At 64.3% G+C, this 13,065-nt stretch carries 11 protein-coding genes; 9 read left to right on the top strand and 2 right to left on the bottom strand.

Translation table 11 applies throughout. The features are described 5' to 3' along the window. Nucleotides 1-126: 126 nt before the first annotated feature. Complete coding sequence (locus SE92_RS33895) at nt 127-411, bottom strand: hypothetical protein (RefSeq protein WP_063203097.1); 285 nt, start codon at nt 409-411, stop codon at nt 127-129. A 573-nt stretch (nt 412-984) separates the two neighbouring features. On the opposite strand from SE92_RS33895, the gene SE92_RS33900 reads away from it, so the two are divergent. The 6 genes from SE92_RS33900 (at nt 985) to SE92_RS33925 (ending at nt 6,842) form a co-directional block, all read left to right on the top strand. Then, a complete protein-coding gene (locus tag SE92_RS33900; protein WP_063203099.1) occupies nt 985-2,163 on the top strand; it encodes an ABC transporter substrate-binding protein in 1,179 nt (392 codons plus the stop codon). A 169-nt stretch (nt 2,164-2,332) separates the two neighbouring features. Continuing rightward, nucleotides 2,333-3,202: a branched-chain amino acid ABC transporter permease gene (locus SE92_RS33905; protein ID WP_063203101.1), complete on the top strand. Its 870-nt coding sequence runs from the start codon at nt 2,333-2,335 to the stop codon at nt 3,200-3,202. 8 nt (nt 3,203-3,210) lie between these two features. Beyond that, complete coding sequence (locus SE92_RS33910) at nt 3,211-4,239, top strand: branched-chain amino acid ABC transporter permease (RefSeq protein WP_063203103.1); 1,029 nt, start codon at nt 3,211-3,213, stop codon at nt 4,237-4,239. Further along, nucleotides 4,236-4,991 carry an ABC transporter ATP-binding protein gene (locus SE92_RS33915; protein ID WP_063203104.1) on the top strand — a complete coding sequence of 252 codons (756 nt, stop codon included), beginning with the start codon at nt 4,236-4,238 and terminating at the stop codon, nt 4,989-4,991. Before SE92_RS33910 ends, SE92_RS33915 begins: the two co-directional genes overlap by 4 nt. Continuing rightward, entirely contained in the window at nt 4,984-5,700 is a 717-nt protein-coding gene (locus tag SE92_RS33920) for an ABC transporter ATP-binding protein (RefSeq protein WP_063203106.1), read from the top strand. The genes SE92_RS33915 and SE92_RS33920 overlap by 8 nt, the downstream gene beginning before the upstream one ends. A 23-nt stretch (nt 5,701-5,723) precedes the next feature. Continuing rightward, the gene (locus tag SE92_RS33925; RefSeq protein ID WP_063203108.1) at nt 5,724-6,842 is read left to right on the top strand and encodes a cobalamin-independent methionine synthase II family protein; all 1,119 of its coding nucleotides are present in this window, start codon (nt 5,724-5,726) and stop codon (nt 6,840-6,842) included. Between the two features lie 181 nt (nt 6,843-7,023). On the opposite strand, the gene SE92_RS33930 is transcribed toward SE92_RS33925, so the two are convergent. After that, a complete protein-coding gene (locus SE92_RS33930; RefSeq protein ID WP_063203110.1) occupies nt 7,024-8,727 on the bottom strand; it encodes a caspase family protein in 1,704 nt (567 codons plus the stop codon). Between the two features lie 173 nt (nt 8,728-8,900). On the opposite strand from SE92_RS33930, the gene SE92_RS33935 reads away from it, so the two are divergent. The 3 genes from SE92_RS33935 (at nt 8,901) to ahcY (ending at nt 13,059) form a co-directional block, all read left to right on the top strand. Beyond that, nucleotides 8,901-10,256, top strand: coding sequence for a hypothetical protein (locus tag SE92_RS33935; protein WP_063203111.1), 1,356 nt, complete (start codon nt 8,901-8,903; stop codon nt 10,254-10,256). Between the two features lie 61 nt (nt 10,257-10,317). Continuing rightward, a complete protein-coding gene (metK, locus tag SE92_RS33940; RefSeq protein WP_063203113.1) occupies nt 10,318-11,514 on the top strand; it encodes a methionine adenosyltransferase in 1,197 nt (398 codons plus the stop codon). A 123-nt stretch (nt 11,515-11,637) separates the two neighbouring features. Then, the gene (gene ahcY, locus SE92_RS33945) at nt 11,638-13,059 is read left to right on the top strand and encodes an adenosylhomocysteinase (protein WP_063203115.1); all 1,422 of its coding nucleotides are present in this window, start codon (nt 11,638-11,640) and stop codon (nt 13,057-13,059) included. Nucleotides 13,060-13,065 lie beyond the last annotated feature (6 nt).

Here is a 13,065-nt window from a genome sequence, read left to right on the forward strand (position 1 = left end):
GAATTCGAGCAAAGCTCGAATTCGGGTGAGGGGGCTCTCCGCGAGTCCAACTCTGACCGTCCTTGTGGAGAATCTCCCTCCCCCCAACCCTCTCCCCGCAAGCGGGGCGAGGGGGCGCGCGCCCCCTTAGCGCACCGCGCCAGCCGACGTCGTCCCCGTCGCGCCCTTCTGGGCCTGCTCTTCCTTCTCGCGGTCCGCTGCCGGCAGCAGCCGCTTGCGTTCGCGCTCTTTCATGTAGGCGTCGTATTGCGGGGTGCCCGGACGCGGCGGGGCATCGGCCGGCAGGCCGCCGGCCCATTGCGGGATGGTATCTCCCATGCCCGCCGAGAGTTTTTCATTGACCGTGCCGCAGCCTGCAAGGCTGGAAGCGAGCAGAGCGAGGGCGGCGATCGGAAGCGAACGGGAGCGCATGGACTTCTTTTGGGTCATGCCCGGTCGGGCCTGGGTTAGGAGCGCCGGACAGGCGTCGGCGGACGAAGCATAGCTCTCAACCAGTAAAATTGGCCTATTCAACGATCGACCAGAATGTATACATAATAGGTATTATAGTAGGCATATTTTACTCTTGAAGGCTCACTTCGAGCTGATACGGTATACATTACGTCCTTCTGCCGATGCTCGTGTACGACTCTGGGAGAGGCTTCACCACGGAGCAGTGCGATGTCCAGATTCTGCAAGTGAGAGGCGGAATCGTCCATCCACTGCATCGTGCGGCCTTCTTACAATTGTGTGTCCGCGAGCCATCGCCATCGGTCAAAGGCTTTTTCGTTGACAGGACCAGTTTATTTGTACAATCGTACAAATCTTTCCCTCCGGCAGATCACGCGGCTTGCGCCGAATGGTCGCCCAACGTCCGATTGACAACGGGGTTGCAGAGGACGCCATGTGGCCGCACGGCATGGCTTGTCCGAGAGTGAAGCGCGGCAAGGACCGGGCACTCGGTCCGGCTCACAAGAAGTCAGGAATCAAGGGGAGGGACATCTGATGTTCGAACGCAAAATTCTTTCATGCGCCGCGGCAGCGGCCGCCATCGCGGGCCTCGCGGCCGTCGCGCCTGCCAAGGCCGAGGACAGCGTCAAGGTCGGCCTGATCCTGCCGATGACCGGCGGCCAGGCCTCGACCGGCAAGCAGATCGAAAACGCAATCAAGCTGTACATGCAGCAGAAGGGCGATACCGTCGCCGGCAAGAAGATCGAGATCATCCTCAAGGACGACGGCGCGGTGCCGGACAAGACCAAGACGGCGGCGCAGGAGCTGATCGTCAACGACAAGGTCAACTTCATCGCCGGCTTCGGCGTGACGCCGGCCGCGCTCGCCGCCGCGCCGCTCGCAACGCAGGCCAAGATCCCCGAAGTCGTGATGGCGGCCGGCACCTCGATCATCACCGAGCGCTCGCCTTACATCGTGCGCACCAGCTTCACGCTGGCGCAGTCCTCGACCATCATCGGCGACTGGGCCGTCAAGAACGGCATCAAGAAGGTGGCGACGCTGACCTCGGACTACGCTCCGGGCAATGACGCGCTGAACTTCTTCAAGCAGCACTTCACCGCCGGCGGCGGCGAGGTGGTCGAAGAAGTCAAGACGCCGCTCGCCAATCCCGATTTCGCGCCGTTCTTGCAGCGCATGAAGGATGCCAAACCCGATGCGATCTTCGTGTTCGTGCCGGCCGGCCAGGGCGGCAACTTCATGAAGCAATATGCCGAGCGTGGCCTGGACAAGGCCGGCATCAAGGTGATTGGGCCGGGCGACGTCACCGACGACGACCTCCTCAACAACATGGGCGACGCCGTGCTCGGCACGGTGACCGCGCATCTCTACTCCGCGGCGCACCCCTCGCAGATGAACAAGGATTTCGTCGCAGCCTACAAGAAGGCGTTCGGCAATCGTCCGGGCTTCATGGCGGTGAGCGGCTATGACGGCATCCACCTCATCTACGAAGCGCTGAAGAAGACCAATGGCGATACCAATGGCGACAAGCTGATCGAGGCGATGAAAGGTGAGAAGTGGGAAAGCCCGCGCGGCCCGATCTCGATCGACCCCGAGACGCGCGACATCGTGCAGAACATCTACATCCGCAAGGTCGAGAAGGTCGACGGCGAACTCTACAACGTCGAGTTCGCGACCTTCGAGGCGGTCAAGGATCTCGGCAAGACCAAGAAGTGACGCGCGGCGAAAGCGCGTCATCCCGGAGCGCGCTTAGCGCGCATCCGGAATCTCTCACCGGCGCTCACCGTCATGCCCGGGCTTGACCCGGGCATCCACGCGGGAGCCGGGACAAGAACGTGGATGGCCGGGACGAGCCCGGCCATGACGCCCCAATCAAGCTGAGACAATGACTTCAATCCTCACCAACCTGTTCGATGGCGTTGCTTACGGCATGCTGCTGTTCGTGCTCGCCTGCGGGCTTGCGGTCACGCTCGGATTGATGAACTTCGTCAATCTCGCCCATGGTGCCTTCGCCATGGCCGGCGGCTATGTCTGCATGGTGCTGGTCAACCGGATGGGCTGGCCGTTCTTTGCAGCGTTGCCGCTCGCTTTCGTCTCGTCAGCCGCGATTGGCATCGTGCTCGAACGCACCCTCTACCGCCACCTCTATACGCGCAGCCATCTCGATCAGGTGCTGTTCACGATCGGCCTGACCTTCATGTCGGTCGCGGCGGTCGACTACATCCAGGGCTCCTCGCGGGTCTTCATCAATCTGCCTGCCGCGCTTCAGGGGCAGTTCGACCTGTTCGGCGTCGGTATCGGCCGTTACCGGCTGATGATCATCGTGATCTGCGGCCTGCTCACCATCGGCCTGCAGATGGTGCTGGCCAAGACGCGTTTCGGCAGCCGATTGCGCGCCGCCGTCGATGATCCCCGCGCCGCGAGCGGTCTCGGTATCAACGTGCCGCAGGTGTTCGCATTTACATTCGCATTCGGCTGCGGGCTTGCCGGCCTCGGCGGTGCGCTGAGCGCCGAGATTCTCGGCCTCGATCCGTATTTCCCCCTGAAGTTCATGATCTACTTCCTGATCGTGGTCACCGTCGGCGGCTCCTCCTCGATAACCGGGCCGTTCCTGGCCTCCCTCCTGCTCGGCATCGGCGACGTCGCCGGCAAATATTACGTGCCGAAGATGGGACCCTTCGTGATCTACACCATGATGATCGTGATCCTGATCTGGCGCCCGAACGGCCTGTTCGGCCGCACGGCCGCACGTTGAGTTCGCCGATGAGCGCTGCTTCCGACGTCGGTTATCACGCTCAGCGCCAGGCGCGCTGGCACTACGGCGAGGTCGCCTTCTGGCTTGTCGTGCTGGCTTGCGGCTTTGTCTTTCCCTCGCGTTATCTGATCATGACCGACATCCTGCGGCTCGCGTTGTTCGCGATGTCGCTCGATCTCATCCTCGGTTATGCCGGCATCGTCTCGCTCGGTCACGCCGCCTTCTTCGGCGTCGGCGCCTATGCCGCAGGACTTCTCGCGCTGCATGGCATCGTCAACGAGCCCGTGCTCGCTTTGATCGCCGCCGGCCTTGCCGCGATGGTGCTAGGCTTTGCCACCAGCTTCCTGGTGATCCGCGGCGTTGATCTGACCCGCCTGATGGTGACGCTTGGCATCGCACTGCTGCTGGAAGCGCTCGCCGAACGCTTCTCCAACATCACGGGCGGCACCGACGGCCTGCAAGGCATCGAGATGCAGCCGATCCTCGGCCAGATCCCGTTCGACATGTTCGGCAAGGCCGGCTTCTTCTATTCGCTGACGGTGCTGTTCCTGCTGTTCCTGTTCGCCCGCCGCGTCGTGCATTCGCCGTTCGGCCTGTCTCTGCGCGCGATCAAGAACAATCCGCTGCGGGCAGCGGCGATCGGCATCCCCGTCAACCGCCGCCTGATCGCGATCTACACGCTAGCCGCATTCTATGCCGGCATCGCGGGCGCGCTGTTCACCCAGACCACCGCGATTGCCTCGCTCGACGTGTTCGCCTTCGAACGTTCCGCCGACCTCATGCTGGTTCTCGTCATCGGCGGCACCGGCTATCTCTATGGCGGTCTGATCGGCGCGGTGATCTTCCGTATGCTGCAGGAGCTGTTCTCCACCATCACCCCGCAATATTGGCAGTTCTGGATCGGCCTCGTGCTGGTCGTGATCGTGCTGGTTGGCCGTCAGCGCCTGCACCGCTGGGTGCTGTATGTGCCCAACCTCGTCATCAAGCAGGTTGCTGGCCGCAAGGCCGTCGTCGCCGTGCCGGAGAGCGATGCATGACCATCGCGCTCGAAACCCAAAATCTCGAAAAGCAGTTCGGCGGCCTGCGCGTCACCCGCGATCTGTCCTTGAAGATCGAGCAGGGCGCCCGCCACGCGCTGATCGGCCCGAACGGCGCCGGCAAGACCACGGTGATCAACCAGCTCACCGGCGTGCTCAAGCCGAACTCGGGCCGCATCCTGCTCGAAGGCCAGGACATCACCGATTTGCCCGTGCACAAGCGGGTGCTGCGCGGCCTGTCGCGCACCTTCCAGATCAACCAGCTCTATCCCGATCTCACGCCGCTGGAGACCATCGGCCTCGCCGTTTCCGAGCGTCTCGGCCATGGCGGCGACTGGTGGCGGCGGATGGGCACGCGCAGCGACGTCAATGGCGAGATCGCCGATCTGCTTTCGCGCTTCCATCTGCTCGACGTCATGAACGAACAGACCGTGACGCTGCCCTACGGCAAGCAGCGCCTGCTCGAGATCGCGGTCGCGATCGCGGCCAAGCCGCGTGTGCTGCTGCTCGACGAGCCCGCTGCCGGCGTGCCCGAGAGCGAGCGCCACGACATCCTCGCGGTCGTCGGCAGCCTGCCGCGCGACGTCACCGTGCTCCTGATCGAGCACGACATGGACCTCGTGTTCTCCTTCGCCGACCGCATCTCGGTGCTGGTCTCCGGCGCGCTGCTCACCGAGGGGCCGCCCGAGCAGGTCGCGCGCGATCCGCAAGTGAAGGCCGTCTATCTCGGCGAGGAGGCGGTCAATGTCTGACCTGCTCGCGATCGATCAGCTGCGCGCCGGCTATGGCGAGGCGGTAGTGCTGCCCAAGATGAGCTTGCGCCTCGCCGAGGGGCAGGTGCTGGCGCTGCTCGGCCGCAACGGCACCGGCAAGACCACGCTGATCAATTCGATCGTCGGCGTCACCCGCCGCTTCTCCGGCAGCGTGGTGCTCGCCGGCACCGATGTCACTTCGCTCCGGCCCGACCAGCGGGCGCGCGCCGGCATCGGCTGGGTGCCGCAGGAGCGCAATATCTTTCGCTCACTCACCGTGGAAGAGAACATGACCGCGGTGGCGCAGCCCGGTCCATGGACGGTCGAGAAGGTCTACGAGATGTTCCCGCGGCTGAAGGAACGCCGCAGCAATTTTGGCAACCAGCTCTCCGGCGGCGAGCAGCAGATGCTGGCCATCGGCCGCGCGCTCACCCTCAACCCGAAAGTGCTGTTGCTGGACGAGCCGACCGAGGGCCTTGCCCCGATCATCGTCGAAGAGCTCTTGAAAGCGATCGGCAGCATCACGCGGGCAGGCGGCATCTGCTCCATCATCGTCGAGCAGAATGCCCAAAAGATTCTGGGGCTGGCCGATCGCGTTGTGATATTGGAACGCGGAACGATCGTCCACGACGCTCCGAGCGCCGCGCTGAAAACCGACCCTTCAGTCCTGGAACGCCATCTCGGTGTTGCCGGGGCGGCGGCTCACTAAACTAAATGTCCAGGGAGTAAGACATGCAGCGAACCAAAGCCCCCTTCCGCGCCGACGAGGTCGGCAGCCTCTTGCGTCCGGCCAAGATCAAGGAAGCCCGCACCCGGCTCGAGAAGGGCGAGATCTCGGCCGACGATCTGCGCAAGATCGAGGACATGGAGATCGAGAAGGTCGTGCACAAGCAGGCCTCGCTCGGCCTCAAGCTCGCGACCGACGGCGAATTCCGCCGCTCCTGGTGGCATTTCGATTTCCTGGCCAAGCTGACCGGCTGCGAGCTGTTTCATCCCGACGCCGGCATCCAGTTCGCGGGCGTGCAGACGCGCCACGACGCGGTGCGCGTGATTGACAAGCTCGACTTCCCCGCCGACCACCCGATGCTCGACCACTTCCGCTTCCTGAAGAAGGTCGCCGACCAAGCCCACGTCACCGCCAAGATGACGATACCGTCGCCGGCGGTGCTGCACTTCCGCGGCGGCCGCAAGTCGATCTCCAAGGAGGTCTATCCCGATCTCGAGGCGTTCTACGAAGACCTCGGCAAGACCTATCGCAAGGCGGTGAAGGCGTTCTACGACGCCGGCTGCCGTTACCTCCAGTTCGACGACACCGTCTGGGCTTATCTCTGCTCGCAGGAGGAATTGCAGAAGGCGCGCGAGCGCGGCGACAATCCGGACGGCCTGCAGCAGATCTATGCGCGCATCATCAACTACGCGCTGGCGGAGAAGCCGGCCGACATGGTGGTGACGACCCACGTCTGCCGAGGCAATTTCCGCTCGACCTGGATCTCCTCAGGCGGTTACGAGCCCGTGGCCGAGACCATGCTCGCCGGCACCAATTACGACGGCTACTTCCTCGAATACGACTCTGACCGTGCCGGCGGCTTCGAGCCGCTGCGCTTCCTGCCCAAGGGCAACAAGGTCGTCGTGGTCGGCGTCATCACCTCCAAGTTCGGCGAGCTCGAGAAAAAGGACGACATCAAGCGCCGCCTGGAGGAAGCATCGAAGTTCGCGCCGCTGGAGCAGCTCGCGCTGTCCCCGCAATGCGGCTTTGCCTCGACGGAAGAGGGCAACATCCTCTCCGAGGAAGAGCAATGGGCCAAGCTCAGCCTCGCGGTCGAGATCGCGAAGGAAGTGTGGGGCAACTGAGCCCCGCAACCAGCCTTGCTGGTGTCCCGGACGCGCTGCAACGCCCTTGCGTTGCTGCGCAGAGCCGGGACCCATGCTGCTAGCTCTGTTCTTTGGAGATCTGGGCCCCGGCTCTGCAGCGCACCGCTAAAGAAGCGCTGCGCTGCGTCCGGGGCGCGAGACTGTCTCACTTCTCCGCCAGTTAAACCTCGCCCAGCAGCGAGGAGTTCGACCACGGCACCTGCTTGCTCTTGGTGCTCGACACCACTTCCGCCCGCACACGCGTCAGCATCTGCTGCACCTCCAGCCCCGGCGTGCCGATATGACGGGACAGCGCGGCGGAGAACGGCGAATTGGCGCCTTCGCCGTCGAGCGCGACCTGCCCCGGCGCGGTGGCGAACGCGATCAGCGTGCCGGCTCCCAGTGTTGCGCCGCTACCGAGGCTCGTCGGCGCCGCGAGGCCCGAGGCGCCCTCGATGCCGCGATTGGTGCCGGCCGATGCCACCTGCTGCGCCATCGGATTGTTGCGGCAGGCATCGAAGATCAAAATGTTGGTGCGAACCTGGTCGTCGAGACCGGCCATGATCGTGTCCATGTCGATCATCGCTTCGGTCATGTTTGCGCCAGGCTTGAGCGCGACGTCGACGGGAATGAGATAGTTGCGGCCGTCGACCTGCACGCCGTGGCCGGCATAATAGACCACCGCGACCTGCGCCCGGGCCGCTTCGCGCAGGAAGTCGCGCGTCATCTTCTGCATCGCTGCACGGTCCAGATCGATGCCCTCCGACACGGTGAAGCCGATGTCGCGCAGGCTCCTGGCGACGGCACGCGCGTCGTTGGCCGGATTGGGCAGCGCCTTGACATGCGCATAGGCGCCGTTGCCGATGATCAGCGCCATGCGCACGCCGCGAGCGGCCGAAGCGGGCGCGGGAGCAGGTGCCGCGCCGGTCTGCTGCGGGGCAGGCGCGGTCGCCGGCTGCGCCGTGGGTGAGGGCGCATCGCGTGGCACCGGCGCGCCCGCGTCCGTCACCAGCGACAGCCGCACCTTCGCGGTGGCCTGATTGGCCTTGCTGCCGGCGTCGGACGCCACGATCGCGAGCGTCGCGTTGTAGTCATCGCGCGCGCGGGCGTAGTCACCCTGGGCTTCGTAGGCCAGCGCGCGATGGGTGTAGCCCGAGATGAGCACGCTGTTCGGCGGTGTCATGATGTTGACCGGCGGCTTGTCCTTGGCGAGCCGGATCGCTTCGCTGCCGTCGGCGATGGCGCGATCGAGATCGCCCTTGGCGCGCCAGATCGCCGTGCGATTGATCAGCGGCTGCGGCAGCGAGGGATCGAGCCGGATCGCCTGGTTGATGTCGGCGAGCGCACCGTCGAGATCGCCGAGCGCCTGTTTCGAGATGCCGCGGTTCTGGAACGAGAAGGCCGATTTCGGATCGGCCTTGATCGCCATGTCGTAGTCGGCGATGGCCTTGGCGTAGTCGTGCTTGCCACGCCAGGCGTTGCCGCGATTGTGGAAGATGGTGCCGCTGGGCGGTCCGAGCTTCAGCGCATCGTCGAAATCGCTGATCGCGATCTCGTAGTCGCCCTTGTCGTAATAGGCCGATCCCCTGAGATTGTACGCCGCCTGGCTCGGCTGCAGCCGGATCGCTTCGGTGGCATCCGTGATGACTCTGGAATAATCGCCCTTCTTGTTCCAGCCCACCGCGCGCCAGAAATGGATCGTCGCAAGCTGCTCGCCCCGAAACACCTTCAACGCGATGATCTTGTTGCAGGCATCGATCATCTTGTCCGCGGGCGTCGTGTCGGTGGTGCAGAGCGGCCCAAGCTGGTTGCGCGCCTGCGGAAGCGCGGGCGCGGAGCATAGGGTTGCGGCGAGCAGAGTGAGCGCGACGAGCAGGCGGCGCATGGCGATGGCCCCGTCAGAGGAGAAGCGCCTGTTTGTTGCCCGGCGGGCGGCCGGGGTTCATCGGCCCGCGGTGGCGCGACAGGGCGGGAGAAGCCTCGATCCGCTATTCCCTCGGTGGGCAGATTTTGCTACGGAAGCGCGTCCCACTCCGTCTGCCCACCGAATTCCCACCCATGAAAAATGACGAAATCCTGAGCCAGATCACGGAGTTCTGCCGCAAGGCGGACATGGCGGAATCGACGTTCGGCCGGCGTGCGGTGAACGATGGGAAGCTGGTGCATCGCCTGCGCGAGGGCAAGCGCATCACCATCGACACGCTGGAGCGCATCCAGGCCTATATGGCGGCCTCGATGGCCGGCGGCGTGCCGCCGCCGCGGGGGCTTCAGGTGCCGCCCGAAAAGCGCGACCCGCGCGGCAATTTCCGCTTCTTCGAGAATCGCCAGAAATACCTGCTGTTCGTCCATACCTGCAGCGAGAAGCGGGTGGTCGCCGACCGGGTCGCGCTGGAGCTCGCCTCGATCCATCCGCGCCCGCCGGCCCTGCGCATCTTCGACGCCGGCGTTGGCGACGGCACGGTGCTGGCCCGGGTGCTGCGCGCGACGCACCAGCGCTATCCCCACATGCCGTTCTACGTCGCCGGCAAGGAGCTCAGCCTCGAGGACCTGCGCCTGACGCTGGAGAAGGTGCCGGACCGCATTTTCGAGCATCCGGCATCGGTGTTCGTCTTCACCAACATGTTCTACTCGGAGGCGCCCTGGCTGACGCCGGCATCGCCCGCGGCGGCGGCCGCGACCGTCTGGCACGAGGTCCCGCTGCGGGGCGCCTCGTCGGGCGAGTTCGAGCAGCAGATCGCAGAGCTCCGGCCGTTCCTGGAGCAGAACTGGCGCGCCGCGATCAGCCCACGCACGGCCATGCCGCTCTATGAGCGGCCCGTCGTCCTCGTGCTCTACCGCGAGGATCACAGGTTCCTGCTGGATTCGACCATTCCCCGGCCGGGCCAGACCGAAGCCAATTTCGACCTCGTCATCGCCTCCCAGCCCTACCGGGCCCTGTCTTCGGTCAATTTCCGGGCCAAGCGCATCATCGCACCGCTGGCGCGGGCGCTTCGGCCGGGCGGGCGGCTGATCGGTATCCACTCCCATGGCCAGGATCCGGGCATGGAAATGATCCAGGCGATCTGGCCGGGAGAAAATCCTTTCTCGGTCAGCCGTCATGAGCTACTGCGTGCGGTTAAGTATGAACTTGGATCGGTGGGCCGCGACTTAAATTTTAATGCTTACGCGGATAACCGTTCGATCTTCAGGTATGATATGGAAGCGCTGCCCAACGAGGTCACCGGGACGATCGGAACCTCGACGGCCTTTGCAGCGTGGAATGCGGCGGTGTATGTCGCTCAGATTGAGGACGACCGGTTGACGGAAATGACTCAAAACGGCCGCACTCTGGATGCCGCCAGGGACGTGCTGCGAAAGTACAATGGGCTCTGGTTTCTCGACGAATCCTACGTCATCTCGCGTCGGCGTGATTGACATCATCAAAAGTAAACATCGCAAACGCCCGCCGGTTTAGCGGCGGAACAAGGGGTTACTGATGCGCGCGTCCTATCTCTTCACCAGCGAGTCCGTGTCCGAGGGTCATCCGGACAAGGTGTGCGACCGGATTTCCGACGAGATCGTCGATCTGTTCTACCGCGAAGGGCCCAAGGCCGGCATCGACCCCTGGCAGATCCGTGCCGCCTGCGAGACGCTCGCGACCACCAACAAGGTGGTGATCGCCGGCGAGACCCGCGGTCCGAAGTCGGTGACCAACGAGCAGATCGAGGGCGTCGTCCGCGGCGCGATCAAGGACATCGGCTACGAGCAGGAAGGCTTCCACTGGAAGACCTGCGACATCGAGATCCTCCTGCATCCGCAGTCGGCCGACATCGCCCAGGGCGTCGATGCGCTGCAGCCGGGTGAGGTCAAGGAAGAAGGCGCGGGCGACCAGGGCATCATGTTCGGTTACGCCACCAACGAGACGCCCGATCTGATGCCGGCGCCGATCTTCTACGCCCACAAGATCCTGCGGCTGATTTCCGAAGCCCGTCACTCCGGTAAGGAGAAGGTGCTCGGTCCGGACTCCAAGAGCCAGGTCACCGTGCAGTACGAGAACGGCAAGCCGGTCGGCGTGCGCGAGATCGTGGTCTCGCACCAGCATCTGGTCGAAGACATCTCGTCCAAGCAGATCCGCGACATCGTCGAGCCCTATGTGCGCGAGGCGCTGCCGAAGGACTGGATCACGCCGAAGACGATCTGGCACATCAACCCCACCGGCAAGTTCTTCATCGGCGGTCCCGATGGCGATTCCGGCTTGACCGGCCGCAAAATCATCGTTGACACCTATGGTGGCGCGGCCCCGCATGGCGGCGGCGCGTTCTCCGGCAAGGATCCGACCAAGGTCGACCGCTCGGCGGCCTATGCCGCGCGTTACGTCGCCAAGAACATCGTCGCTGCCGGTCTTGCCGACCGCTGCACACTGCAGCTCGCCTACGCCATCGGCGTGGCGCGTCCGCTGTCGATCTACATCGACACCCACGGCACCGGTAAGGTGCCGGAGGAGCAGCTCGAGAAGGCGGCGGCGGAGGCGATGGATCTGACGCCCCGGGGCATCCGCAGCCATCTCGATCTCAACCGCCCGATCTACGCGCGCACCTCGGCCTACGGCCATTTCGGCCGCACGCCCGACAACGAGGGCGGCTTCTCCTGGGAGAAGACCGACCTCGTCGAGCAGCTCAAGCGCGCGCTCTAAGTCACTTGCGTCATTCCGGGGCGCCGCAACAGCGGCGAACCCGGAATCTCGAACTGCTGCATTCCTGCATCGCTCGCGTCTCGAGCGTCCGGAATGACGAGCCCAAACAAACAGGAACCTCCAATGAACGCGAAGCCCGGCTTCACCGATTACATCGTCAAGGACATCTCGCTCGCCGATTTCGGCCGCAAGGAACTCTCGCTGGCCGAGACCGAGATGCCCGGCCTGATGGCCACCCGCGAAGAGTACGGCCCGAAGCAGCCGCTGAAGGGCGCCCGCATCGCCGGCTCGCTGCACATGACGATCCAGACCGGCGTGCTGATCGAGACGCTGGCCGCCCTCGGCGCCGACATCCGCTGGGTCTCCTGCAACATCTATTCGACTCAGGACCACGCCGCCGCCGCGATCGCGGCCGCCGGCATTCCCGTCTTCGCCGTCAAGGGCGAGACGCTGACCGAGTACTGGGACTACACCGCAAAACTGTTCGACTGGCACGGCGGCGGTCACCCGAACATGATCCTCGACGACGGCGGTGACGCCACCATGTACGTCCATCTCGGCCTGCGCGCCGAGAAGGGCGATACCGCCTTCCTCGACAAGCCCGGTTCGGAAGAAGAGGAAGTCTTCTTCGCGCTGCTGAAGAAGCAGCTCAAGGAGAAGCCGAAGGGCTACTTCGCCGCGATTGCCGAGAGCATCAAGGGCGTCTCCGAAGAGACCACCACGGGCGTGCATCGTCTCTACGACATGCAGAAGGCCGGCACCCTGCTGTGGCCCGCCATCAACGTCAACGACAGCGTCACCAAGTCGAAGTTCGACAACCTCTATGGCTGCCGTGAATCGCTGGTCGACGGCATCCGCCGCGGCACCGACGTGATGATGTCGGGCAAGGTCGCGATGGTCGCCGGCTTCGGCGACGTCGGCAAGGGCTCGGCCGCCTCGCTGCGCCAGGCCGGCTGCCGCGTCATGGTGTCAGAAGTCGATCCGATCTGCGCGCTGCAGGCCGCGATGGAAGGCTACGAAGTCGTGACCATGGAAGACGCGGCGCCCCGCGCCGACATCTTCGTCACCGCCACCGGCAACAAGGACATCATCACCATCGAGCACATGCGCGCGATGAAGGATCGCGCCATCGTCTGCAACATCGGTCACTTCGATAACGAGATCCAGATTGCCGGTCTGCGTAACCTGAAGTGGACCAACGTCAAGCCGCAGGTCGACGAGATCGAGTTCCCCGACAAGCATCGCATCATCCTGCTGTCGGAGGGCCGCCTGGTGAACCTCGGCAACGCGATGGGCCATCCGTCCTTCGTGATGTCGGCGTCCTTCACCAACCAGACGCTGGCCCAGATCGAGCTGTTCGCCAACAACAAGGACGGCAAGTACAAGAAGGAAGTCTACGTGCTGCCGAAGTCGCTCGACGAGAAGGTCGCGCGCCTGCACCTCGCCAAGATCGGCGTCAAGCTCACCGAGCTGCGCAAGGACCAGGCCGACTACATCGGCGTGAAGCAGGAAGGCCCGTACAAGAGCGACCACTACCGCTACTGATCCGGC

The sequence above is a fragment of the Bradyrhizobium sp. AT1 genome, from assembly GCF_001590795.1.
Lineage (GTDB): Bacteria > Pseudomonadota > Alphaproteobacteria > Rhizobiales > Xanthobacteraceae > Bradyrhizobium.